This window comes from Sphingosinicella sp. SM1-17 (assembly GCF_056821765.1).
The window spans coordinates 1,650,881-1,673,136 of sequence record NZ_JBPDIO010000001.1 but is presented as its reverse complement, the minus strand read 5'-3'; the positions used below and the strand labels follow the sequence as shown (position 1 = coordinate 1,673,136).

Below are 22,256 nucleotides of genomic sequence, written 5' to 3'. Positions count from 1 at the left end.
AACCTATTTCTTGAACTTGCCGGGAAGGTTGAACGGCGCTCCGCCGGGGCCGGGGAGGCCGGGAAGCCCGCCGGGCGGGAGCCCCGCCCCGCCTGGGGGAAGGCCACCCAGCCCGCCCATGCCGCCGCCGAACAGCGCGCCGAGCTTGCCAAGCCCGCCCATCTTTCGGATCTTCTTCATGGCCGTGGCCATTTCCTGGTGCATCTTCAGAAGCTTGTTCACTTCCTGGACGGTCGTGCCCGAGCCCTTGGCGACGCGGATCTTGCGCTTGGCGTTCATCAGCTCGGGCTTCGCCCGCTCCTTGGGAGTCATGGAGGTGATGATCGCATCGAGCCGGCCCAGCACATTGCCTTCGAGGACGCCGCTCTGGTTGATCTGGTTCTTCATCTTGCCGATGCCGGGAAGCATCGAAGCCAAGGCGCCAAGGCCGCCCATGCGCTGCATCTGCTGAAGCTGGGAGCGAAGGTCGTTCAGATCGAACTGGCCCTTCGCCATCTTCTGGGCGAGCGCCTCGGCCTCGTCGGCCTTGATCGTTTCCTGGGCGCGCTCGACCAGGCTGACGATGTCGCCCATGCCGAGGATCCGGCCGGCAATCCGCTCCGGCGAAAAGGCCTCGATCTGCTCCAGCCCCTCGCCGACGCCGGCAAACTTGATCGGTCGGCCGGTGACGGCGCGCATCGACAGCGCCGCGCCGCCCCGGGCGTCGCCATCGAGCCGGGTAAGAACGACTCCGGTCAGGTCGATCTCGTCGACAAAGCTCTTCGCGACATTGACCGCGTCCTGGCCCGTCATCGCGTCGGCGACGAGAAGCACTTCCTGGGGCTGGGAGACTTCGGCAACCGCCTTCATCTCGTCCATCAGCGCCTGGTCGACGTGAAGCCGTCCAGCCGTGTCGAGCATCAGGACGTCATAGCCCTGAAGCCGCGCTGCATTGATCGCTCGCCGGGCAATGTCGACCGGAGCCTGGCCCGGAACGATCGGAAGGGTCGCGACATTGGCCTGCCGGCCGAGCACGGCGAGCTGCTCCTGCGCCGCCGGGCGGGCGACGTCGAGCGAGGCCATCAGGACCTTCTTGCGTTCCTTTTCGGTGAGCCGCTTGGCAATCTTGGCGGTGCTGGTCGTCTTGCCCGAACCCTGCAGACCGACCATCATCACGACGGCAGGCGGAGTCACCGCAAGGTCGAGCCCGGCCTCCTGGGTACCGAGCATCTCGACCAGGGCGTCATGGACGATCTTGACGACCTGCTGTCCGGGGGTGACCGATCGAAGCACCTGCTGACCAACCGCCTGTTCGGTGGCCTTGTCGACGAAGGCGCGGACGACCGGAAGCGCAACGTCGGCTTCGAGCAAGGCGATCCGGACCTCGCGCATCGCCGCTCGCACGTCGGCCTCGGTCAGGGCGCCGCGACCGCGCAGGCGGTCGAACACGCCGGAAAGGCGATCGCCCAGACTTTCGAACATCAAACTCGCTCCTTGCCTCATGGCCCAAACGCAAAAGCGCCGGCGGGCGAAACTCGCCGGCCAGCGTGCGCTCGTGGCGCTTCAGCACTCACCCGTGAACGGGATGTGGGGGCGCATAGCCTCGGGGGCAAGGAAAGGCAAGTGAGCCGTCGCCGCCAGGCGGTACGATCGACATGTTCCGGACCGCTGTCCCGGCGACGATTGTCCCCTGCCCCGGAGCCGCTGAGGTGGACTTGGACGCCCCCGCTCCCTAGATCGCGGGCGCAATGATCCGCTTCCGCAAGATGCACGGCCTCGGCAACGATTTCGTCATCCTCGACGCTCGCGACGGCGCGGTCGAGATGGATGGCGACCGCGCGCGCGCCCTTGCCGACCGGCGCACCGGGATCGGCTGCGACCAGGTGATCCTGCTCGAACCATCCCAAGTCGCCGACGTCCGGATGCGCATCTGGAATGCCGATGGCGGCGAGGTCGAGTCCTGCGGCAACGCCTCCCGCTGCGTCGCCCTGCTCGAAGGCGGGGACAGCAGCATCGAAACGAAAGGCGGAATCATCCGCGCCTCCGCCAATGGCTCGGCGGCGACCGTCGACATGGGCGAACCCCGCTTCGGCTGGGAGGATATTCCACTCGCTTATGCGATGGACACGGCGGCGATGCCGGTCGGCTGGGAGGAATTGCGCAATCCCGCCGCGGTCAATGTCGGCAATCCGCACGTCATCTTCTTCGTCGAGGATGAGGCGACCGTGGATCTGGCGCGGCTTGGCCCGACAATCGAGAAGGATCCGCTTTTTCCGGAGGGCGTCAACGTCAACCTTGCCACGATCCGAAGCGATGCCGGCCGAGCGGCGGCCATCGATCTGCGAGTCTGGGAGCGCGGCTCGGGGCTGACCCGGGCCTGCGGCACCGGCGCCTGCGCGACTGCCGTCGCCGCGATCAGGTACCGCAAATTGCGCTCACCGGTCGAAGTCCGACTTCCCGGCGGAACCCTGACGATCGACTGGGCGCCCGGCAAATCGGTCCGAATGAGCGGCCCGGCCACTCATGTCTTCACCGGCGAGCTTCCCTCATGAGCCTCGAGGTCATCACCCTCGGTTGCCGGCTCAATTCGGCCGAAAGCGAGACGATCCGGCAGCTGGCCGGCGACCAGCAGGATCTCGTCGTCGTCAACAGCTGCGCCGTCACCAACGAGGCGGTCCGCCAGACCCGCCAGGCGATCCGGAAGGCGAAGCGCGCTCGCCCCGAGGCCCGAGTGATCGTCACCGGCTGCGCCGCCCAGGTCGAGCCGGAGCGGTTCGCGGCCATGCCCGAAGTCAGCCAGGTGCTGGGCAATCGCGAAAAGTTCGACTTCCGAAGCTTCCTTCCGGAAGCCTCGGGCGTGCATGTTTCCGACATCATGACGGTCCGGGAAACCGCGCCGCATCTGATCAAAGGTTTCGCCGAGCGCTCGCGAGCCTTCGTCGAAGTTCAGAATGGCTGCGACCATCGTTGCACCTTCTGCATCATCCCTTTCGGCCGCGGCAACAGCCGCTCGGTCCCGGCCGGCCTCGTCGTCGAACGGATCAGGGCGCTCGTCGGCGAGGGCTTCCAGGAAATCGTCCTGACGGGAGTCGACGTCACGAGCTACGGCCCGGATCTTCCCGGCTCACCGACGCTCGGACAGCTCATCGAGCGTATCCTCCGCCACGTGCCGGAGCTTCCGCGGCTGAGGCTCTCCTCGCTCGACTGCATCGAGATGGACGATCGGCTGTTCGACCTTGCCACCGGCGAGCCGCGCTTCATGCCGCACCTCCATATGAGCTTCCAGGCCGGTGACGACATGATCCTCAAGCGGATGAAGCGGCGCCACAGCCGGGTCCAGGCCGTCGAGACGGTGGCCCGGCTGAAGGCGAAGCGGCCGGAAATCGCGATCGGCGCCGACCTGATCGCCGGCTTCCCGACGGAAACGGAGGCCATGCACGAGAATTCGCTTCGCCTGATCGACGATTGCGACATCGTGATGGGCCATATCTTCCCCTTCTCGCCCAGGCGCGGAACGCCGGCGGCGCGCATGCCTCAGGTTCCGCCGCCACTGGTCAAGGAACGGGCGAGACGCTTGCGGGAGGCGAGCGGGCGCCGCCGGACTGCATGGCTGAACGCGCTGGTGGGGACTCGCCAGAAGGTCCTCGTCGAGCGGGACGGAAACGGCCATTGCGAGAATTTCGCGCCGGTCCGGCTGGAGGGCGGAGCCGTCGGCTCGATCGTCGACGTGCGGGTGACCGCCGTTTCGGACAATGCCCTGATCGGCGTACCGGGCCTCGCGCCGGCGGGTGCGCCATGCCCACGGCCTGGCGCCGACCCCTCCCGGGGAAAGATCGATTCAACAGCAAGGTGCTCCAAGTGACCGAAACGCCCTGGTTCGAGCGCATGCGGGCAGGCTTCCAGAAGACCTCCGACCGGCTCGGCGACAATCTGACCGGACTTTTCGTGAGGGGAAGCCTCGACGAGGACACGCTCGACGAGATCGAGGAAGCGCTGATCGCCTCCGACCTCGGCCCCGCCACGGCGGCGAAGATCAGGGAGCGCCTGGCCGGCGAACGTTTCGAGCGCGGACTCACCGAAACGGCGGTTCGCGAGGTCGTCGCTCAGGAACTGGAGAAGATCCTCCGGCCGGTTGCCGAACCGCTGGAGATCGATGCCTTCCCGCGCCCGCAGGTGATCCTGGTCGTTGGAGTGAACGGATCGGGCAAGACGACGACGATCGCCAAGCTCGCCCACCTGTTTCAGGAACAGGATTATTCGGTGCTCCTCGCTGCCGGCGATACGTTCCGCGCCGCCGCGATCGAACAGCTGAGGATCTGGGCCGATCGGGCCGGAGTTCCGATCATTTGCGGGCCGGAAGGCTCCGACAGTTCGGCGATCGTGTTCGACGGGGTCAAGAAAGCCACGGCCGAAGGCATTGACGTGCTGATCGTCGACACGGCCGGGCGGCTCCAGAACAAGAAGCATCTGATGGACGAACTGGCCAAGATCCGGCGCGTCCTCGGCCGGCTCAACCCGGCCGCGCCGCACGATGTCGTGCTCGTTCTCGACGCCACCACCGGTCAGAATGCCTTGTCCCAGATCGAAGTGTTCCGCGAGGTGGCCGGAGTCACCGGCCTGGTCATGACCAAGCTGGACGGCACCGCCCGCGGCGGCGTGATGGTCGCCGCGGCCGACAAATATGCGCTTCCGATCCACGCGATCGGAGTGGGCGAGGGAATGGACGATCTTCGCCCGTTCGACCCGGCCGAAGCGGCGCGAGCGATTGCGGGAGTGGCGGTATGAACGAACCATCCAGGCCGGCAGACGCCGCTTCGGGTCCGGGCGCCGGCGCCCGGCTGATGATCGATCTCGGCCCGCTGCTCGTCTTCTTCCTCACCAACTTCTTCGCGCCGGTCCCGGACGCCATCAAGATCTTCGTCGCCACCGGCGCCTTCATGGTGGCGATGATGGCGGCGATGCTGGTTTCGCAGCTCAAATATCGGCACATCTCGCCCCTGCTCTGGTTCTCGGGGCTGACCGTGGTCGTGCTCGGCGGCCTGACCATCTGGCTCCACAACGAGACCTTCATCAAGATCAAGCCGACCATCTACTATCTGGTGGTCGCCGGACTGCTGATGTTCGGAATGGCGACGGGGCGTAACCTGCTGAAGATGGTGCTCGGCACCATCTATCCGGGGCTGACGGACCGGGGATGGTACCTGCTCACCCGCAATTGGGTGATCTTCTTCATCGTCATGGCGATCCTCAACGAAGCGGTTTGGCGGTCGACCAGCACGGATTTCTGGATCGGTTTCAAGCTGTGGTTCTTCCTTCCGGCGACCTTCCTGTTCATGATGGGCAACCTGCCGATGCTGATGCGGCACGGCTTCGCCCTGGAAGAGTCGCGCGAAGAGCCGCCGCTGCCGCCGACTCAATAGGATGAGGGGGAATATGGAGCCGGTCATTTCGATCAGGGGGCTGAGCAAGACCTATGCGTCGGGGCTTCAGGCGCTGAAGCCGCTCGATCTCGACATCCACAAGGGCGAGATATTCGCCCTGCTCGGCCCCAACGGCGCCGGCAAGACGACGATGATCAGCATCGTGTGCGGGATCGTCACGGCGACGGGCGGGACGGTGCTGGTGGACGGGCACGACCATCGCCGCGACTATCGGATCGCCCGCCGCAAGATCGGCCTCGTCCCGCAGGAGCTCCACACCGACGCGTTCGAAAGCGTGTGGGCGACGGTCAACTTCAGTCGCGGCCTGTTCGGCTGTCCGCCCAATCCCGCTTATGTCGAGAAGATCCTCAAGGACCTCTCGCTCTGGGACAAGCGCAAGGCGAAGATCATGGAATTGTCCGGCGGCATGAAACGCCGGGTGATGATCGCCAAGGCGCTCAGCCACGAACCGGAGATCCTGTTCCTCGACGAACCCACCGCCGGAGTCGATGTCGAGCTGAGGCGCGACATGTGGAATCTGGTTCGGGAGCTTCGGGAAGGCGGAGTCACCATCATCCTCACCACCCATTATATCGAGGAAGCCGAGGAGATGGCGGACCGGGTCGGGGTGATCAGCAAGGGCGAGCTGGTGGTCGTCGAGGAAAAGAACGCCTTGATGAAGAAGCTCGGCAAGAAGGAGCTGACCTTGAACCTGGCCGAGCCGCTCGCCGCCATTCCGCCCGATCTATCCGAATGGAAGCTGGAGCTCAGGGCCGAGGGCCATGAACTGGTCTACGTGTTCGATGCGAATGCCGAGCGGACCGGGGTGCCGTCGCTGCTTCGGCGAATGAGCGACGCCGGAATCGGATTCAAGGATCTGAACACCCGGCAAAGCTCGCTCGAGGAAATTTTCGTCAATCTCGTTCAGGGGGCGGCCCGGTGAGCTTCAACCATCATGGTGTATGGGCGATCTATCGCTTCGAAATGGCGCGGGCGCTTCGAACCCTCTGGCAGAGCCTGGTCACGCCGGTGATCACGACCTCGCTTTACTTCGTCGTGTTCGGTGCGGCGATCGGAAGCAACATCCGGGTCGATGCGACCGGCGGCGTTCCCTATGGCGCCTTCATCGTCCCCGGGCTGATCATGCTGTCGCTGTTCACCCAGAGCATCTTCAATGCCAGTTTCGGGATCTTCTTTCCAAAGTTCACCGGCACGATCTACGAGCTACTGTCTGCCCCGGTTTCGCCGCTCGAAACGGTGATCGGCTATGTCGGCGCCGCGGCCACCAAATCGATCGTCCTCGGCCTGGTGATCCTGGCCACGGCCGCCTTGTTCGTTCCGATCAGGATCGAACATCCGGTCTGGATGATCGCCTTCCTGGTGCTGATTTCCGTCACCTTCTGCCTGTTCGGCTTCATCATTGGCGTGTGGGGAAAGAATTTCGAGCAGATCCAGTTCATCCCGATGCTGATCGTGACTCCCCTGACCTTCCTCGGCGGCGCCTTCTACTCGATCTCGATGCTCGATGAGCCCTGGCGGACGATCACCCATTTCAACCCGATCGTCTATCTGATCGAGGGCTTCCGCTGGAGCTTCTACGGGACGTCCGACGTCGGAGTGGCCCTGAGCCTGGCCGCGACTCTCGGCTTTTTCTTTCTGTGCCTCGGGATCGTCTACTGGATCTTCCGCACCGGCTATCGCCTCAAGACCTGAACGCGCTCGTGCGTCATTGAGAAAAGCGGCGGAGCCGACCGGCGGCCATCATGCCGCCTGCAGGCTCCGCCGCTCTGTTTCCTGTGCGGATCGGTCGGACTAGCCTTCCTGGTCCGCTCGGCTCACGCCATTGCCGTCGAGATTCTGGGCAACGAATTCCCAGTTGATGATGTTGCCGAGCACCGTTTCGGCGAAGCGCGGCCGTTCGTTGCGATAGTCGATATAATAAGCATGCTCCCACACATCGAGCGTCAGCAAGGGCTTCATGCCCTCATAGGCGACCGGCGTGTCGGCATCGTGGAGCGAAGTGATCCGAAGCTGGTCCCGGTCGAGCACCAGCCAGGCCCAGCCATTGGAGAAATGGCCGACCGCCTCCTCCTTGAGCTTGGCGAGCATGGCATCGGTCGATCCGAACGCCTCGTCGATCAGCTCGGCGAGCTGGCCGGTCGGGCGCTGGCCTTCGGGTGGCGCGAGGCACTGCCAGTAGAAGCTGTGATTCCAGATCTGGGCGCTGTTGTTGAACAAAGGCGAGTCGCCGCGCTCCTTGGCGGCGAGGATCACCTGCGACAGCGGCCGTCCGTCCAGGCCCTTGTCGCCGACCATGGCATTGGTCTTGTCGACATAGGCCTTGTGGTGCTTGCCGTGGTGGAAATCCAGCGTTTCGGCCGACATGAAGTCGCCGAGCGCCTCCTTGGAATAGGGCAGGTCTGGTAGCCTGAAGGGCATGGTTGCTTTCCTCCTTCTGGCGCTTCGCTAACGCCTCGAGGAGGAAAGCGGAACCATGCTTTTGCCCGATCAGGACCGGTCGAGCCCCCTGGCCGGTGAGATGCCGATCGGGCGACCGCCGGCCCCGTTACTCCCCGTCGCGATTCGACCCGCTGTCTCCTAGCGAGGCACCACCCGGAAACGCTGCAGATCCTGTCGCGGCTCGTTCCATTCGGGCGCGAGCAGGCTCGCCTGGCGATAGTCGCGATAGGCAGCGCCGACATTGCCGAGCGCCTCGTTGGCGACCGCCCGGCCGTAATGGGCGAGATGGGGTCGGCTGGTGTTGCGCTCCAGCGCGACGGTGAACAATCGCGCGGCTTCGACCGGATTGTCCCGCCGCATCACTGCGGTCGCCTTGTTGAGATAGGCTTCCGGCTGGTTCGGATCGAGCGCTATCGCCCGGTCGAAATCGGCGATCGCCTCGTCCACCGCGCCACGCCGGAGCCGAAGGATTCCGCGATTCACATGAGTGGCGACGGTTTCATAGGCGGTGAGCTGAGCCCTGAGCAGCGCGTCGTCGCAATAGCGCAGGTGTCTCGGCTGCGGAAGCATCGGCGACTCCGCCGCTTCGAAGCACATTCGGGCATCGGAACTGCCGACGACCTGGACACCGGCGAAAGCCGGGATTGGTGCCGCCAACAAAAGGGCGGCCAGGGCGATCTTGCGAGCAGCCATGGCGATCTCCTTCGAGAACAGCCCACCACCGCAGCTTATATCACGACTCTCCCGGGTCCGCCAACGGGCGGAGGATTCAGGCAGCCGGCTGAAGGGCCTGAAGGACGGGCCTGTCCTCGATCCAGGCGCGACCGGCCTCGAGCCGCTCGATCTCCCGCCTCGCCATCGCGCTGACCAGCAGGTTCGGCAATCGCGACGCCTCCTCGAAGATGGCGATGCGCTCGTCGAGGCTCCTCGCGGCCGAGGCCTTCGCCCGAAGCGCGCACCAGCGGATCCGGTCGCTCGGATGGCGAGCCGCGAATTCCGCGATCAGGTCGAGCCCGTTGGGGTCGCCATAATGGGCGCAAACGGCCAGCATCGGCTCCAGCGACATTCGGGTCATGATCCCGTCGACCCGGCCATTGTCCACGTCGAACCGATACTGGTCGCGAAAGGCGGAGCTGTGCGAGGCTTCGACGATATTGAGCGAGACGCTCATTTCGTCGGCCGGAAGCTGCAGGTGAATGTCCCTGTGCGCCCGGTAGAGCATGACCTTGCCGGGTTCGAGCCTCGATTTCTCGACGAACCGCAGGTTCACCGCTTCGCCGGGATAGCCGATGACGTCGCCATAATCATATTCGTAATAGTCGCTCCAATAGCCCGGCCCGAGATAGCCGACCGTCAGGAACGAGAAATTATGGTCGTGCGGCACGCCGTAGAAGAAGGGATCGGTGCCGCTATGGCGGATGACGCTGTCCTTGACGGCGGGCCAGAAATTGGCGCGCATCATGAAGCGGCGCGACCGGCTGTGAAGCATCACCACCTGGGCGCTATACTGGTTTTCGCGAACCTGCCCTTCGCAGCGCTGCTTCAGCTCCTCGATCATCAGGTCGCCGAGAAAGGTGCGGTTGTTGGCGAGCTTCTTCAGCGCCGGCCCCCAGGACGCGAAATTGTCTTCGTCCTGGCTGTCGAAATCGCCGGTCTCGAGAAGCTCGACGAGTTCGGCAAGCTCCAGCTTCTCGTCGGTGGGAGCGTCAATGATGCGCGGCACTTCGGGTCTCCATCGGCGCTTGCAGCTCCTCTCCGAAGAAGAGCTGCAGAGTCTGCTGAGCGGCGGCACGGACTTCGGGATGGGGATCGGAAGTGGCCATTCGCCTCAAGGCGGGCGCCGAACCTTCCGAATCCATCGCCAACATTTCGCGCATGATGTACCAGCGCGTGTAGAAATTCGGATTGTCGAGCAGTTCCTCCAGCACCGGAAAGGCGTCATCGCGCTCCATCGTTCGGAGCAGTGAAACCATCATCTGGACCCGAGAGCTCGCCTCGTCGGTGCTGCTGGCGCTCAGAAAGGCCAGGCTCCTGCTGTCATATTCCGCGGCAAGCGGCGCCGCGCCGGCGCGGACGATCGCCTGGAAGAAGAGCATGTCGCCTTCGGCATGCTCGATCACGAAGCTCTGGCGGCGCCCGTCGATCAATATCTCCTCGCCATCCTCGATCCGTCGGCGGCCGGTGAGGCGACAGCTTCCCGCATCGGAGGCGATGAACCCGTCCTCGATCGCCGGCGCCTCCCAGAAGGAGATGGTGGCGCCCCCGGCCTTGACGTAACGGAACAGTGTCGTGACGCCCGTAAAGGCGATGGAAGCGGCGCGATTCTTGACCGACTTCTTCGCCGCCAGCATCTCGACCCCGCTGACTCCCAACGCGATCGATAGGTCGGGATGGTTGTAGAGCAGAAGCCCGTTGTGAATTTCGCTCGAAATCGGGTGCATCGGCGGCCGGAAAAAGGGATCGGCCCGGCAGAGGGCGATCATTTCCGCCATCATCTCGTCAAGCTCACCGGCGGCGTCGATAAAGTCGCGTGCCAGCGCCAGGACGTTCGCCGCCGTTCGGTCCCGAAGCAGGGTCATGTCCCGTTCCAGCACGTTCAGCAGCCGGTGACGGCTCCATTTGCGGGCGCAGGCTTCGACGGTTTCGTAGGACCGCTTCTGGGCGTCCCGATCGGTCAGCCAGGCAGCCAGAGCCGCGCCAGGAATCATCTCGAAAGCTCCGGAAAGTTCAAAAAAGTGGGCGGAAGGTGCACGCACCCTCCGCCCTTGTCACGCCTCAAAGGGCGATAAAGATGGCGAGGACGGCGCCGAGGCAGAGAGGTCCGCCGACCTCCTTCTGCTTCAACGAACCGTGCAGCCCGACGCTGGTCTTCAGCTCCGGGATCGCGCCGATTTCGATCTTCTTCTTCATTGATATTCCCCTCTGATAGTCGGGTACCGACAAGAGGAAAGCGGTGAACGCCCACGGCTCGGCCAAGAAACCGCCCGGCGCGTGAGCCGACTTGGGATGCCGTGCTGGCACCCTTCGCTGACTCCCCCCGGGAAGAGCGTTCAAACCTCCCTCGCTGGCCTTAGTCCCTGGAAATCGGCGGACATGTCGCATGGTTAGAAAAAAATTTACCGTGTTTGGGAACCCTCTGTTTACCAAGCTGTTTCTTCCGGCTCTTTACCTCCCCTGCGGCGCCGTCTAGCCAGTGGGGAGTGGACAGGAGTGCGCAGAACAGCGGCACAAGCGAGGTGCGCAGCGCCCATCGCTTCGACGAGGCAAGGCTGGAAGCCTGGCTGACCGCGAATGTGGAAGGCTTTGCCGGGCCGCTCAGGGTCGAGCAGTTCAAGGGCGGCCAATCCAATCCGACCTACAAGCTGATCACTCCGTCACGGAATTATGTGCTCAGGCGCAAGCCGCCGGGTCCCCTTCTGCCCGGGGCGCATGCGGTCGACCGGGAATATCGCGTGATCACGGCCTTGGGCGGGCAGGGTTTCCCGGTGGCGAGGAGCCATGCCCTCTGTCTCGACGAGGAAGTGATCGGAACCGCTTTCTACGTGATGGAGATGGTTGAGGGCCGCATCTTCTGGGACCCCGCTTTGCCGGAACTGGAGGCTGGCGATCGCCCGGCCTATTTCGACGCGATGAACGCGACCATCGCCGCGCTTCACCGGATCGATCCCGAGGCGGCGGGGCTGGGCGATTATGGCAAGCCGGGCAATTATTTCGCTCGGCAGATCGCGCGCTGGTCCAAGCAATATCAGCAGGATGCCGAGGCTGGCCGCGTTCCCGCCATGGACCGTCTGGTCGAATGGCTGCCGGACAACGTGCCTCCCGACGAGCCGCAGCCGCGGATCATCCATGGCGACTTCCGCTGCGACAATATGATCTTCCATCCGGATCGGCCGGAAGTGCTGGCCGTGCTGGACTGGGAATTGTCGACCCTCGGCCACCCGCTCGCGGACTTCAGCTATCACCTGATGATGTATCGAATGCCGGACGCGCTTGCCGGCCGCGACCTCTCGGCACTGAACATCCCGTCCGAGGCCGACTATGTTGCCGCTTATTGCCGCCGAACCGGCCGCGACAACATTCCCGACCTCGATTTCTACATGGCCTTCAATCTTTTCCGACTCGCCGGGATCGTTCACGGAATCAAGGGAAGGCTGGTCCGGGGCAATGCCTCCTCGGCTCATGCGGGCGAGATGGTGAAGCGGCTGGAGCCGCTCGCGGAACTGGCCTGGGCGCAGGCGTTGAAGGCCGGCGCCCGCTAGGGGGTTGCGCGCCGATGCCGATCCCCTAGGCTGGGCCGAGGGGGAAAATGACGCAAGCGGCAACCAGCGGCTGGAACGAAAGGCTGAGGCGCGCCTTCCGGCAGGTCGGACCGGCTCGCCTGGTCGGCACCCTGCTCTTCCTCCTCCTCGGTCTCTACGTCGCCCGCGCCGGCTGGGAGCTGCCGCTCGTCAGCGATGCGGAGCGGGCGCTCTACGACCTGCGCCTGAAGAGCACGGCCGAAGTCGTCGAGGAGCCGGATTCGCGCATCACCCTGGTCGTCTATGACGACGCCACGCTTGAGCTCCTGGGCAAGCGTTCGCCGCTGGATCGCCAGATGCTCGCCCAGGCCTTGACCGCGCTCGACAGGATGGGTCCTCGGGCGATCGGGATCGACATATTGATCGATCAGTCCCAGCCGGAGGACGAGGCGCTGATCCGCGCCTTTCAGGGCCTGCGCACGCCCACCTACCTCGCCTTCGCGACTGCCGCGACCAATCCGGACCAGATGGAGCCTTGGCAGGAACAATTTCTGCGCGGCTTCCTCGACCGGGTCGGCTCGCCATTGGTGCGGCCGGCCAGCATCCGGATGGAACCCGACCTTGAGGATGGTGTGATCCGGCGCTGGACTCGCCAGGATGACGGCCTTCCGCCGCTGCTGACGACCGCCATGGCGCCGATCCATCCCGAATTTCGTGAATATGGCGGAAGCATCGATTTCCAGCTTCCGGCCGATTCGGACGCTGGGCGTTTCCCCAAACTGTCCATCGAAGTGCTTGCCCAGCTCGAAACCGGCGAGCTGCCGGCCGAGGCCCGAGCCGCCGTCGAAGCGGGGCTGGCGGAGCAGATACGCGGCCGCTACGTTCTGATCGGCGGCGACATCCACGATCTCGACGATTTCGAAACGCCTCTGACCCGGTTCGACTATGGCTGGATGAAGGGGCTGGAAGTCCACGCCCAGATGCTCGCCCAGCTGCTCGACGGACGGATGCCGGCTCGGCTTCCGGGTTGGGCGCTCTGGCTCGCGGCCCTGGGCGTCGTCATTTCCGGAGCGCTCAGCAGCCTGCTCGAGCTGCGCGGCTGGAAGCTCGGTCTTGCCCTCGTCCTTCAGCTCGCCTTTTTCGGTTATCTCCCCTTCCACCTCCAGTCGATCGATGTCGACACGATCGATCTTCCGGCCGCCGGCTGGGCGGTCGGCTGGCTGTTCGCCTTCGTCGGGGTCGGCACCGCCGCCCGCGCCGTCGGTTCGGAACAGCGCCGCTTCGCCCAGTCCGCGCTGGGCAAATATCTTCCCGCCGATGTCGCCAGCGAAATCATGCGCGATCCCGGCCGACTCGCCCTCAGCGGCGAAAAGAAGCAGATCTTCGCTTTGTTCACGGATCTGGAAGGCTTCACCAAGCTGAGCCACGCCATCACCCCCGAACAGCTTTCCACACTGCTCAACCGCTATCTCGACCTGATGAGCGAAACGGTGCTCAGGCATGGGGGAACGATCGACAAGTTCGTCGGCGATGCCGTGGTCGCCTTCTGGGGCGCTCCGATCGCTCGCGAGGATGATGCCGATCGCGCAGCGAGGGCGGCCATGGCGATGTACGAATGCGGACAGGAATTCGCCCGCACCGCCGGCGACGACATTCCGCCGATCGGCCGGACTCGAGTCGGCCTTCATCGCGGCGAGGCGGTGGTCGGCAATTTCGGCGGCAAGGACCGGATCCAGTATACGGCGCTCGGCGACGGAATGAACACGGCGGCTCGGCTCGAATCGGCCAACAAGGCGCTCAAGACGACGATCCTGGTCAGCAGCGAAGCGAAGCGGGAATCCACCCTGGACGTGTTCCGGCCGATGGGCCGGATCGTCGTCAGCGGCCGGTCGACTCCGGTCGAAGTGTGGGAACCGGTGCCGCACATGGCGTCGGAAATCCGCGCTCGACTGAATGCGCTCTGGCTCCGCTTCGACGGCGGCGACGCTTCGGCGCTCGCCGAAATCGAGCAGATTGCCGCCCTCAACAAGGAGGATGCAGCGCTCCAGGAATTCGTCTATAGGATCAGGGAAGCAGGTCCGGGAGGGTATTTTGTCTTGGGTTCCAAGTAGAGCTTCGATCCGCCGCCTCGCCATTGGCGCGCTGTTCGTCACCGCCGCCGCTTCGGCGGCCGCCAACGTCCTCGTCGTTCGGTCCGCCGGCCCCTCGGCGAAGAGCTATCCGCCGGGCCGCTCACTGCCCGACAACGCTCGAGTCACATTGCGCGACGGCGACACTCTGGTCGTCCTCGACTCGCGCGGAACGCGGACCTTCCGCGGTGCCGGCACCTACAACCTGGCGTCGTCGCAGCAGACGGCGGCCCGAACGGTCGCCACCTCGGACGGCCGTCGCGCCCGGATCGGGGCGGTGCGCAGCGCCGGAATCGTTCCGAGCAGCCCGACGACCATCTGGCATGTCGACGTCACCCAGAGCGGCAATATGTGCCTCGCCAATCCGACCAACGTGATGTTGTGGCGCCCCGATCCGAGCGAGACGGCGACGCTGACGATCAGCGGTCCGGGCGGAAGCCGCCAGGTCGAGTGGCCGGCCGGTCGAGCGACCATCGCCTGGCCGTCGGACCTCGCCATTTCCGGGGGCGCCGAATACAGCCTTCAGCATCCGGGGATCGCGGTTCCGTCGCGGATCACGTTCAGGATGCTTCCGTCGGCGCCCGCCGACATGCAGGGCGTCGCCCAGGCGCTGATCGAGAATGAGTGCCGCGAGCAGCTCGACCTGCTCGTCGACAGTGCGCCGACCCAGCAATAGCTTCGGCGACATTCCACGAAGATCGAGGGCGGCGCCTCCCGGGAGGCGCCGCCCTTCTTCTTACTGCCCGGTCGGGAAGCCGCGCTTCCTGAGCAGCGCGTTCACGTCCGGGTCGCGCCCCCGGAACTGGCGATAGGCTTCGGCCCGATCGGTCTCGTTTCCGGTCGACAGCAGATATTCGGCGAAGCGCCGCGCCGTTTCCGGGTCCCAGACATTGCCGGTCTCCTCGAACGCCGCCCAGGTGTCGGCGTCCATCGTTTCCGACCAGAGGTAGGAATAATAGCCGGCCGAATAAGCGTCGGACGAGAAGAGGTGATTGAAGTGCGGCAGTCGGTGCCGCATCACGATCTCGCGCGGCATTCCGATCCGCTCCAGCGTCTCGCGCTCGAACGCATCGGGATCGACGACTCCGTCGGGGCGAAGGTGGAGCGCCATGTCGACCAGCGCCGACGACAGATATTCGACCGTCGCGAAGCCCTGGTTGAACTGCTGGGTCGCCTGGATTCGATCGACCAAAGCCTGCGGGATCGGCTCATTCGTCTGGTAGTGCCTCGCAAAACGGTTCAGGATCTGCGGCGTCAGCACCCAGTTTTCATGCACCTGGCTGGGATATTCGACGAAGTCGCGCGGGGTTCCGGCGAGCGTCGGATAATGGGTGTCGGACAGGAAATAGTGGATCGCATGGCCGAATTCGTGGAACAGGGTTTCGGCGTCGTCGACGCTGATCAGCACCGGCTCGCCGGGGCCCGGCTTGACGAAATTGTTGTTGTTCGATCCCAGCACGATCCGGTCGCCGAGCAGCCCTGAACGGCTTCGGTAGGTGGTTGCCCAGGCGCCCGAGCGCTTGCCGGTCCGGGCGAACATGTCGCCGTAGAAGACCCCGACATCGCGGCCCTGAGCGTCCGTCACGTGCCAGGTGCGGATGTCCGGATGCCACACCGGCACCTGGCCGGTATTCTCGGTGAAGCGCAGCCCGTAAAGCTGACCGGCCATGTAGAACATGCCCTCGATCATGTTGTCGAGCTGGAAATAGGGTTTGATCTCGTCCTGGGAGAGATTGTACCGCTCCTGGCGGACCTTCTCCATATAGTAGCGGTAGTCCCAGGGCTCGATCGTGATGTTGTGGCCGAGCTGGTTGGCGATCGCCTGCTGTTCCCGCACTTCCTCGCGAACCCGTGCCACGGCCGCCGGCCAGACGCGCATCATCAGTTCCTGGGCGCGCTGCGGCGTTCCGGCCATCGTGTCCTGCATCCGCCAGTGCGCATGGGTCGGATAGCCGAGAAGCCGCGCCCGATCGGCGCGAAGCTTCACGATCTGACGGATCGTCTCGTTGGTGTCGTTGGCGCCGCCATTGTCGCCGCGATTGACGAAGGCACGCCAGACTCGCTCTCGCAGCGGCCGGTTGTCGGCGAAGGTGAGCACAGGGTCGACCGCCGACCGGGTGTTGACGATCGCATATTGTCCCGCCGGCAGATTGCGCTCGCGGGCCGCGGCGGCTGCAGCGGCCTTCACGTCGTCGGGAACGCCCGCCATCTCCGCTTCGGTGGCGGTGATGAAGGTCGACTCGTCGGCGAGAACCTTTTCGCTGAACTCGGCGAACAGCCGGGCGAGCTGCTGGTTGTAGGCGGAAAGCTGCTGCTTCTGCTCGGGAGTCAGATTGGCCCCGCGCTGGACGAACTGGTCGTAGATCCGCTTGACCAGCCGCTGCTGCTGGGCGTTGAGGCCGGAACTTTCGCGCGCGTCATAGACTGCCTTGACCCGCTGGAAGAGCTGCGGGTTCAGGATGATTTCGTCGAAGGCGGCGGCGAGGCGCGGGCCCCATTCGCGTTGAAGCGCCTGATATTCCGGCGTTGCCATGTTCGAAATCATCACGCCGAAAACCGCGCCGACCCGATCGAGCCGGTCTCCGGTCCGTTCGAGCGCCTCGATCGTGTTGGCGAAGGTCGGTGCAGCGGGATTGCCGGCGATCGCTTCGATCTCTCGGCGCTGCTCGTCGATCGCGAACTGGAAGGCTTCGGGGAACAGGTCCGGACGAACCCGGTCGAAGGGGGGAACGCCGTCGAACGGCCCCGTCCAGTCGGCGAGCAATATATTGTCGGGAACGGGCACGGATGCCTGGCGGACCGGCTCGGCCGCTGCCGCGCTGGAGACTTCGCTGCCGTTCGTCGTCGCGCACGCGCCGAGCGCAATCGCGGCCGCGCCTGCCATAAGGAATGCCTTCACTCTTCTCTCTCCATATCCAAATATTGGCTGCCGTCGCTCGAGCCCAGGGCGCCGGAATCCGGAACTTCCATATAGGCGCCGGTCTGAACGCTTCGCAACGCCGTGCTGACCGCATGCCCTAAGTCCATGGACTTGATGGCCAATCTGCGGGTTTCACGGGGAATTGGCTAGTCGGTTGTTAACTTTGTTTCGGCGCTGCCGTTACTCCCCCCGTCCGCAGTGGTGCGGCTGATCTTGAAAGGGGGGCACAATGACGGTTATCAACACCAACACGGCTGCGCTTCGCGCCCAGAATGGCGGCCGCCTCGCCAACGAGGCGCTGAGGATGGCGCAGGAGCGTCTGTCGACCGGCAAGCGCATCAACTCCGCGAAGGACGACGCCGCCGGCCTCGCCATCGCTTCGTCGATGACCTCGCAGATCCGCGGCATGAACCAGGCGATCCGCAACGCCAATGACGGCATTTCCTTCGCCCAGACGGCGGAAGGCGCTCTCAATGAAGTCAGCAACATGCTTCAGCGCATCCGCGAGCTCGCGGTGCAGAGCAAGAGCGGCACCTATAGCTCGACCGACCGGACCAATCTCCATGCCGAGGCGGCCCAGCTCCAGGCGCAGGTGGTGGATATTCTCGCCAACACCAAGTTCAACGGAGTGAATGTGTTCGACTTCGCTTCGACGGACACGACCGGCGACGACATCATCATCCAGGCCGGCCCCGAGGCGGCTGCAACCGTGAACATCGCCAAGGCCTTTCTGGACAGCGACAATTTCGAGGCCGCCGACTTCGCCGTCGACACCGTCGCCAATGCGACGACCACGATCGCCAATGTCGACGCCAATCTCGGGGCGATCAACACGGTTCGGGCAACGCTCGGTGCGGCACAGAGCCGGCTCGACGCCGTCATCAACAATCTCAGCAACGGAGTCACCAATCTTTCCGACTCGCGTTCGCGGATCGAGGATGCCGATTTCAGCATCGAGTCGACCAATCTCGCAAAGGCGCAGATTCTGAGCCAGGCCTCCACCGCCATGCTGGCCCAGGCCAACCAGAGCCAGCAGGACGTTCTCAGCCTGCTTCGCTAGTCCGCACTCGCAATCGTTCGCCGGCGGCCCTGAAGGGCCGCCGTCCGAACAGCGCCCGGTTCAGGGAAAGGCTTCGATTGAACCGGTTCCGCAACGAGTATAGTCTCGACTCATGCGCCTCGCCGCGGCCCTGCTCGTCTCCGCCTTCGTCCTTGCGGGCTGCGGAAAGGTCGAACTCGATCTTGGCGAGGTCACTCCGACGCGCTGGGCGATGTTCGAGCAACCGGAGGTCGGGACCGACGCCGCCCTGTTCGACTTGGAGGTACGCGCCGGATCGCTGAGGGCGGTCATGGATCAGGGCGGCACCGTGGATCTATCGGTGTTCGATTGCGACTCGCCCGACGGACCGACGGAGACCGTGCCGCTCTATTTCGGTGGCGAGCCGCTGGCAGGACTGGTCGGCAGCCAATTGTCTTCCGACCCCGAAATGTCGCTCCTTCTCAATGCCGCCATTCCCCACCGGGCGTGGGAGGATAGCCGGCCCTGCGCCCGCTTTGTCGGCCGCCCTGGCCTCTTCGCACCGGAAATCGTCAGCCGACCGGTGCCGCTGCCGCCGATACCGCGCTAGCCGGCGCCTTCCGGGCGATCGTTCGGCTTGGGCGTCGGGATTCGGCCGCGGCCCGTAACCGTGCTTGCAACCGGATCAGCGCGGGCGGGCGAGCTCGGCGATGGTCGCGTCGATCATGGCCTTGTCGGCGCCGGCATCGAGGCGCTCCCGGATCAGGCGCTCCGCCGCGGCGGTTGCCGCGCTCGCGGCCTTGGCGCGGACCTGATCGAGGGCGGCGCGCTCGGCCGCCGCAATCTTGTCCTCGGCCATTCGGGTTCGGCGCTCGACCAGGGCGGCGCTGTCCGTGCGCGCCTGTTCGACGATCTGCTCCGCCTCCTGGCGGGCGCGCTCGATCACCGTCGCCGCTTCCGCTTCGGCGGCGGCGGCCTTAGCCTGATATTCCGCCTTCAGCGCTTCGGCTTCGGAGCGAAGCCGAGCCGCCTCGTCGAGCTGCTCGCGAATGCCCTGGATCTTCCTGTCCAGCGCCCCGCCGATCGCGGCCGGAACCTTCTTCCAGAGCATGATCGCGATGACCACAGCCATCGCCAGGGCCACCCAGGCGGTGGCGTCGAGGCCGAGCGCGCTCGGTTCGGCATGCGGGGGTACCCCGTGGCCCTCGTCAGCCGCCGTCGTCAGCGCATGTTCGCCGGTATGCGGCATTGCGCCCTGCTCGCCCTTGGTCGAGGCTTCGATCAGATTTTGCTCGGTCGACGCGACCGGCGCAGTTGCTTCAGCCATGTGCCAGCGCCGCCTTTACTGCCTGGTTTGCCTCGGTCTCGCTGACCTTCATCCCGGTGAGCCGGGCAACGATCTCCTGTGCGGCCTCGGCCGCCACCGACTCGATCTCCGCCATTGCAGAATCGCTGGCCTCGCGGATCCGGGCTTCGGCCGCCGCGACCCGGGTTGCCGTCTCCGAATCCGCCGCCTTCATCCGCTGCTCGGCTTCGCGCTGAGCGGACTCCTTGGCGGCCTGAGTGACTTTCAGCGCCTCGGCCCGGTTGGCTTCCATGCGCGCCCGATACGCCTCCTCGTTCGAGTCCGCGGCGGCCCGAGCGGCCTCGGCAGCCGCGAGGTCCGACGAAATCTTGCTTTCCCGCGCCTCTACCGTGGCGCTGATCTTCGGCAGCATGCCACGGCCGATCACCAAATAGATGAGGCCGAAGGTCACGACGAGCCAGAAGAGCTGCGACGCGAAGATTTCCGAGATTTGGCTGATCTGAGGCATTTCAGTCCCATTCCCGTTCGGGCTGGGCTCGAAAGCCCAGCCCTTCTCGACGAAGCCCCCCGCCGGGCGAGGGGCGAACGGCGTTGTTCTTCGTGCTTAGGCGACGAAGAGCAGGATCATCGCGACGACGAAGGCGAGCAGGCCGAGCAGCTCCGCGGCCGCGAAGCCGATGAACAGCCGGCCCTGCTGGCCATCGGCAGCCGCCGGATTGCGAAGCGCGCCCTCGAGGAACGAGCCGAAGACGTTGCCCACGCCAAGCGCGGCCATGCCAACGCCAATCGCCGCAAGACCGGCACCCAACAGCTTTGCTGCTTCTGCGTCCATGTTAAAACTCCCTTCGTGTAAACGGTTGAAAATAGCGACTTGGAAATCAGTGCAAGTTGACCGCGTCGTTGAGATAGAGCGAGGTCAGAAGCGCAAAGACATAGGCCTGGATCACGGCAACCAGCAGCTCGAGGGCGCTGATTCCCACCATCAGCAGGAAGCTCGGAATGCTGACGATCACCGGCACCCAGGCGGCTTCGGCATTGAAGCCGTTGATGACGAAGCCGCCGAGCACCTTCAACAGGATGTGGCCGGCGGTCATGGCGACGAAGAGTCGAAGGCCGAGGCTGAACGGCCGGACCATGAACGAGACGAATTCGACCGGAACCAGGATCGGAAGCATCCACCAGGGCGCGCCGTGCGGAACGAACAGCGAGAAGAAATGAAAGCCGTGACGGATGAACCCGACGCCGAGAACGATGGCGAAGGACACGATCGCCAGCACCGCGGTGATCGTCAGGTGGCTGGTGACGGTGAACGGGTGAAGCCCGACCAGCCCGACCGGGAGCAGGCCGAGCAGGTTGGCGACCAGGATGAACATGAACAACGAGAAGACGTAAGGCGTATATCGCCGCCCCTCCGGCCCGATGTTCGTCGTCATCATGTTGGAGATGAAGCCGGTCACGCCCTCGACCGCCGCCTGCCAGCGGCCGGGAACCAGCTCGCGCTTCATTCCGCCGAGCATGAAGATCCACAGCACCGCGACCGTGAGCACCATCCACAGAGCGGAATTGGTGAACGCGATCTGATGCCCGCCGACAGTGAACCCTTCGAAGATGGTCTGCACCTCGAACTGGTGCATCGGGTCAATCTTGCCTTCTTCGGCCGCCACGCTGTGATTCCCGTCCGATAGTCCAAACGCCCGAAATCAGTCCGGGCGTTTGCTTGAAATCCGAATGATGTTCCTGAACGCCGCCGCTATTCCGAGGAACATCAGCGCGAGCAGGAGCCAGGGCGAAGTCCCGAGCCAGCGGTCGAGCAGCCAGCCGATCAGAGCTCCGCCTGCAAGGCCCCCGATAAGGTCGGCAAGAACCCGGTTTCCGAGCCGATAATCATCGTCAGCTCGAGTCCGAGTCCGGCCGGTCCTTGCCGCTTCCTCAGCCTGCGCTCGCTTCAGCCGCTCATCGAGCGAGGCGAGCCTCGCATCTTCCGGAAGACCAGGGTCCTGCCGGGGTTCGTTTTCCGCCATGCCAAACTCCCGTGGAACAAGCCGCCGCAAACCAGGGACTCATCAGGGCGAGGGACATGCCGGCGAACGAACCCGCCAAGGCGCGGTTCCTTTAGGAATGGGCTTCCGGCAAGTCAACAGCAGCGATGCTGCGCTGCGATGGCGTTGTCGCTTTAGCTTCGAAGGCTTGGCTCAGCCGCAATAGCTCGGAAGCGGCACCGGCTCGTTGCCGTTGCGGGTACGCCAGACGCCGTCGGTGAGGCGATATTTCTGACCCGGGCCGACCCGGGTGCGAAGCAGCTCGCACGCCGTGCTTGCGGCCACTTCCTCGATCGTCGCCCCCCGCCGGGCGGCGAGGTCGGTATAATAAGCGCGGCGCTGGATGTTGATCGCGTCGACCTGCGCCCGGATATCGGCCGGCGCCGAACCGGCGATCCCGAGATAGCCGTCCGCCTGCTCGCCCACCTGGCCGGTGGCACGAAGCTGGGCGGCGGCGGCATCGCCGCCCTGAGCCGCGAACGCATAGGCGGTTCCGCCCGCCACCAGAGCGAGGCCCAGCCCGGCGGCAATCATCAGTTTCATCGAGCGGGTCATCAGAACACTCCTGGGTTTCGCTGTATCAACTCCCGAACATCCTCCTGGAGCCGAACCACCACTTCCTGGCGGATGTTGATGTTGAGATTGATCTCGATCGGCCGCTCCGGCGCACTCACCTGGACGCAGCCGGTGAGAAGGGCCGGAAGGAGCCCGACGACGAGAAACTTTCCCAACAGCTGCATTGCAGTC

At 64.8% G+C, this 22,256-nt stretch carries 25 protein-coding genes; 11 read left to right on the top strand and 14 right to left on the bottom strand.

The features are described 5' to 3' along the window. Positions 1–3: 3 nt before the first annotated feature. Positions 4–1,461 carry a signal recognition particle protein gene (gene ffh, locus ACRYLT_RS08365; protein WP_482663628.1) on the bottom strand — a complete coding sequence of 486 codons (1,458 nt, stop codon included), beginning with the start codon at positions 1,459–1,461 and terminating at the stop codon, positions 4–6. A gap of 266 nt (positions 1,462–1,727) precedes the next feature. Here ffh and dapF point away from each other — a divergent pair, with 266 nt between their 5' ends. The 6 genes from dapF to ACRYLT_RS08335 are packed head-to-tail and all read left to right on the top strand — an operon-like array spanning position 1,728 to position 7,112. Further along, the gene (dapF, locus tag ACRYLT_RS08360) at positions 1,728–2,531 is read left to right on the top strand and encodes a diaminopimelate epimerase (RefSeq protein ID WP_482663627.1); all 804 of its coding nucleotides are present in this window, start codon (positions 1,728–1,730) and stop codon (positions 2,529–2,531) included. Continuing rightward, on the top strand, positions 2,528–3,841 hold the full coding sequence (gene mtaB, locus ACRYLT_RS08355; protein WP_482663626.1) for a tRNA (N(6)-L-threonylcarbamoyladenosine(37)-C(2))-methylthiotransferase MtaB: 1,314 nt from the start codon (positions 2,528–2,530) through the stop codon (positions 3,839–3,841). Before dapF ends, mtaB begins: the two co-directional genes overlap by 4 nt. Positions 3,842–3,864: 23 nt before the next feature. Then, positions 3,865–4,764, top strand: coding sequence for a signal recognition particle-docking protein FtsY (gene ftsY, locus ACRYLT_RS08350; RefSeq protein WP_482665424.1), 900 nt, complete (start codon positions 3,865–3,867; stop codon positions 4,762–4,764). After that, positions 4,761–5,399 (top strand): inner membrane-spanning protein YciB, encoded by a 639-nt coding sequence (locus ACRYLT_RS08345; protein ID WP_482663625.1) that lies wholly within the window; start codon positions 4,761–4,763, stop codon positions 5,397–5,399. The genes ftsY and ACRYLT_RS08345 overlap by 4 nt, the downstream gene beginning before the upstream one ends. A gap of 13 nt (positions 5,400–5,412) precedes the next feature. Further along, on the top strand, positions 5,413–6,342 hold the full coding sequence (locus ACRYLT_RS08340; protein ID WP_482663624.1) for an ABC transporter ATP-binding protein: 930 nt from the start codon (positions 5,413–5,415) through the stop codon (positions 6,340–6,342). Beyond that, a complete protein-coding gene (locus ACRYLT_RS08335; RefSeq protein ID WP_482663623.1) occupies positions 6,339–7,112 on the top strand; it encodes an ABC transporter permease in 774 nt (257 codons plus the stop codon). The genes ACRYLT_RS08340 and ACRYLT_RS08335 overlap by 4 nt, the downstream gene beginning before the upstream one ends. Positions 7,113–7,211: 99 nt before the next feature. On the opposite strand, the gene ACRYLT_RS08330 is transcribed toward ACRYLT_RS08335, so the two are convergent. The 5 genes from ACRYLT_RS08330 to ACRYLT_RS08310 all read right to left on the bottom strand — a co-directional run bounded on the left by ACRYLT_RS08330 (position 7,212) and on the right by ACRYLT_RS08310 (position 10,769). Continuing rightward, positions 7,212–7,838 (bottom strand): superoxide dismutase, encoded by a 627-nt coding sequence (locus ACRYLT_RS08330; protein ID WP_482663622.1) that lies wholly within the window; start codon positions 7,836–7,838, stop codon positions 7,212–7,214. Between the two features lie 159 nt (positions 7,839–7,997). Continuing rightward, positions 7,998–8,552: a tetratricopeptide repeat protein gene (locus tag ACRYLT_RS08325; RefSeq protein ID WP_482663621.1), complete on the bottom strand. Its 555-nt coding sequence runs from the start codon at positions 8,550–8,552 to the stop codon at positions 7,998–8,000. A 76-nt stretch (positions 8,553–8,628) separates the two neighbouring features. After that, on the bottom strand, positions 8,629–9,582 hold the full coding sequence (locus tag ACRYLT_RS08320) for a transposase (RefSeq protein WP_482663620.1): 954 nt from the start codon (positions 9,580–9,582) through the stop codon (positions 8,629–8,631). Next, complete coding sequence (locus ACRYLT_RS08315) at positions 9,566–10,567, bottom strand: HEAT repeat domain-containing protein (RefSeq protein ID WP_482663619.1); 1,002 nt, start codon at positions 10,565–10,567, stop codon at positions 9,566–9,568. The genes ACRYLT_RS08320 and ACRYLT_RS08315 overlap by 17 nt, the downstream gene beginning before the upstream one ends. A 67-nt stretch (positions 10,568–10,634) precedes the next feature. Further along, positions 10,635–10,769, bottom strand: a complete 135-nt coding sequence (locus ACRYLT_RS08310; RefSeq protein ID WP_482663618.1) for a hypothetical protein — start codon at positions 10,767–10,769, stop codon at positions 10,635–10,637. A gap of 290 nt (positions 10,770–11,059) precedes the next feature. Here ACRYLT_RS08310 and ACRYLT_RS08305 point away from each other — a divergent pair, with 290 nt between their 5' ends. Genes ACRYLT_RS08305 through ACRYLT_RS08295 form a run of 3 tightly spaced genes read left to right on the top strand, consistent with a single transcriptional unit; the run spans position 11,060 to position 14,902 of the window. Further along, positions 11,060–12,118 carry a phosphotransferase family protein gene (locus ACRYLT_RS08305; protein WP_482663617.1) on the top strand — a complete coding sequence of 353 codons (1,059 nt, stop codon included), beginning with the start codon at positions 11,060–11,062 and terminating at the stop codon, positions 12,116–12,118. Between the two features lie 47 nt (positions 12,119–12,165). Continuing rightward, on the top strand, positions 12,166–14,208 hold the full coding sequence (locus ACRYLT_RS08300) for a CHASE2 domain-containing protein (protein WP_482663616.1): 2,043 nt from the start codon (positions 12,166–12,168) through the stop codon (positions 14,206–14,208). Continuing rightward, a complete protein-coding gene (locus ACRYLT_RS08295) occupies positions 14,189–14,902 on the top strand; it encodes a hypothetical protein (RefSeq protein ID WP_482663615.1) in 714 nt (237 codons plus the stop codon). Before ACRYLT_RS08300 ends, ACRYLT_RS08295 begins: the two co-directional genes overlap by 20 nt. Before the next feature lie 60 nt (positions 14,903–14,962). Here the strand turns inward: ACRYLT_RS08295 and ACRYLT_RS08290 are convergent, their stop codons facing one another. Continuing rightward, positions 14,963–17,125 carry a M3 family metallopeptidase gene (locus ACRYLT_RS08290; protein ID WP_482663614.1) on the bottom strand — a complete coding sequence of 721 codons (2,163 nt, stop codon included), beginning with the start codon at positions 17,123–17,125 and terminating at the stop codon, positions 14,963–14,965. A 250-nt stretch (positions 17,126–17,375) separates the two neighbouring features. Between ACRYLT_RS08290 and ACRYLT_RS08285 the strand changes: the two genes are divergently transcribed. After that, a complete protein-coding gene (locus ACRYLT_RS08285) occupies positions 17,376–18,206 on the top strand; it encodes a flagellin N-terminal helical domain-containing protein (RefSeq protein WP_482663613.1) in 831 nt (276 codons plus the stop codon). Positions 18,207–18,318: 112 nt separating this feature from the next. Next, positions 18,319–18,774 (top strand): hypothetical protein, encoded by a 456-nt coding sequence (locus tag ACRYLT_RS08280; protein ID WP_482663612.1) that lies wholly within the window; start codon positions 18,319–18,321, stop codon positions 18,772–18,774. A 75-nt stretch (positions 18,775–18,849) separates the two neighbouring features. On the opposite strand, the gene ACRYLT_RS08275 is transcribed toward ACRYLT_RS08280, so the two are convergent. The 7 genes from ACRYLT_RS08275 to ACRYLT_RS08245 form a co-directional block, all read right to left on the bottom strand. Then, positions 18,850–19,491: a F0F1 ATP synthase subunit B family protein gene (locus tag ACRYLT_RS08275; RefSeq protein ID WP_482663611.1), complete on the bottom strand. Its 642-nt coding sequence runs from the start codon at positions 19,489–19,491 to the stop codon at positions 18,850–18,852. Then, on the bottom strand, positions 19,484–19,978 hold the full coding sequence (locus ACRYLT_RS08270; protein WP_482663610.1) for a F0F1 ATP synthase subunit B family protein: 495 nt from the start codon (positions 19,976–19,978) through the stop codon (positions 19,484–19,486). The genes ACRYLT_RS08275 and ACRYLT_RS08270 overlap by 8 nt, the downstream gene beginning before the upstream one ends. A gap of 96 nt (positions 19,979–20,074) precedes the next feature. Further along, positions 20,075–20,302, bottom strand: a complete 228-nt coding sequence (locus ACRYLT_RS08265; RefSeq protein WP_482663609.1) for a F0F1 ATP synthase subunit C — start codon at positions 20,300–20,302, stop codon at positions 20,075–20,077. 46 nt (positions 20,303–20,348) lie between these two features. Further along, on the bottom strand, positions 20,349–21,134 hold the full coding sequence (locus tag ACRYLT_RS08260; protein ID WP_482663608.1) for a F0F1 ATP synthase subunit A: 786 nt from the start codon (positions 21,132–21,134) through the stop codon (positions 20,349–20,351). Between the two features lie 36 nt (positions 21,135–21,170). Next, entirely contained in the window at positions 21,171–21,491 is a 321-nt protein-coding gene (locus ACRYLT_RS08255) for an AtpZ/AtpI family protein (protein WP_482663607.1), read from the bottom strand. A gap of 171 nt (positions 21,492–21,662) precedes the next feature. Beyond that, positions 21,663–22,064: a YdbL family probable chaperone protein gene (locus tag ACRYLT_RS08250; RefSeq protein WP_482663606.1), complete on the bottom strand. Its 402-nt coding sequence runs from the start codon at positions 22,062–22,064 to the stop codon at positions 21,663–21,665. Then, the gene (locus ACRYLT_RS08245) at positions 22,064–22,249 is read right to left on the bottom strand and encodes a YnbE family lipoprotein (protein WP_482663605.1); all 186 of its coding nucleotides are present in this window, start codon (positions 22,247–22,249) and stop codon (positions 22,064–22,066) included. The genes ACRYLT_RS08250 and ACRYLT_RS08245 overlap by 1 nt, the downstream gene beginning before the upstream one ends. Positions 22,250–22,256: the final 7 nt, after the last annotated feature.

What these genes read in the sequence shown, in the direction of transcription:
- ffh (WP_482663628.1), bottom strand. Translation starts at nt 1,461, where the DNA reads ATGTTCGAAAGTCTGGGCGATCGCCTTTCCGGCGTGTTCGACCGCCTG.
- dapF (WP_482663627.1), top strand. Translation starts at nt 1,728, where the DNA reads ATGATCCGCTTCCGCAAGATGCACGGCCTCGGCAACGATTTCGTCATC.
- mtaB (WP_482663626.1), top strand. Translation starts at nt 2,528, where the DNA reads ATGAGCCTCGAGGTCATCACCCTCGGTTGCCGGCTCAATTCGGCCGAA.
- ftsY (WP_482665424.1), top strand. Translation starts at nt 3,865, where the DNA reads ATGCGGGCAGGCTTCCAGAAGACCTCCGACCGGCTCGGCGACAATCTG.
- ACRYLT_RS08345 (WP_482663625.1), top strand. Translation starts at nt 4,761, where the DNA reads ATGAACGAACCATCCAGGCCGGCAGACGCCGCTTCGGGTCCGGGCGCC.
- ACRYLT_RS08340 (WP_482663624.1), top strand. Translation starts at nt 5,413, where the DNA reads ATGGAGCCGGTCATTTCGATCAGGGGGCTGAGCAAGACCTATGCGTCG.
- ACRYLT_RS08330 (WP_482663622.1), bottom strand. Translation starts at nt 7,838, where the DNA reads ATGCCCTTCAGGCTACCAGACCTGCCCTATTCCAAGGAGGCGCTCGGC.
- ACRYLT_RS08325 (WP_482663621.1), bottom strand. Translation starts at nt 8,552, where the DNA reads ATGGCTGCTCGCAAGATCGCCCTGGCCGCCCTTTTGTTGGCGGCACCA.
- ACRYLT_RS08315 (WP_482663619.1), bottom strand. Translation starts at nt 10,567, where the DNA reads ATGATTCCTGGCGCGGCTCTGGCTGCCTGGCTGACCGATCGGGACGCC.
- ACRYLT_RS08310 (WP_482663618.1), bottom strand. Translation starts at nt 10,769, where the DNA reads ATGAAGAAGAAGATCGAAATCGGCGCGATCCCGGAGCTGAAGACCAGC.
- ACRYLT_RS08300 (WP_482663616.1), top strand. Translation starts at nt 12,166, where the DNA reads ATGACGCAAGCGGCAACCAGCGGCTGGAACGAAAGGCTGAGGCGCGCC.
- ACRYLT_RS08285 (WP_482663613.1), top strand. Translation starts at nt 17,376, where the DNA reads ATGACGGTTATCAACACCAACACGGCTGCGCTTCGCGCCCAGAATGGC.
- ACRYLT_RS08280 (WP_482663612.1), top strand. Translation starts at nt 18,319, where the DNA reads ATGCGCCTCGCCGCGGCCCTGCTCGTCTCCGCCTTCGTCCTTGCGGGC.
- ACRYLT_RS08275 (WP_482663611.1), bottom strand. Translation starts at nt 19,491, where the DNA reads ATGGCTGAAGCAACTGCGCCGGTCGCGTCGACCGAGCAAAATCTGATC.
- ACRYLT_RS08270 (WP_482663610.1), bottom strand. Translation starts at nt 19,978, where the DNA reads ATGCCTCAGATCAGCCAAATCTCGGAAATCTTCGCGTCGCAGCTCTTC.
- ACRYLT_RS08265 (WP_482663609.1), bottom strand. Translation starts at nt 20,302, where the DNA reads ATGGACGCAGAAGCAGCAAAGCTGTTGGGTGCCGGTCTTGCGGCGATT.
- ACRYLT_RS08255 (WP_482663607.1), bottom strand. Translation starts at nt 21,491, where the DNA reads ATGGCGGAAAACGAACCCCGGCAGGACCCTGGTCTTCCGGAAGATGCG.
- ACRYLT_RS08250 (WP_482663606.1), bottom strand. Translation starts at nt 22,064, where the DNA reads ATGACCCGCTCGATGAAACTGATGATTGCCGCCGGGCTGGGCCTCGCT.
- ACRYLT_RS08245 (WP_482663605.1), bottom strand. Translation starts at nt 22,249, where the DNA reads ATGCAGCTGTTGGGAAAGTTTCTCGTCGTCGGGCTCCTTCCGGCCCTT.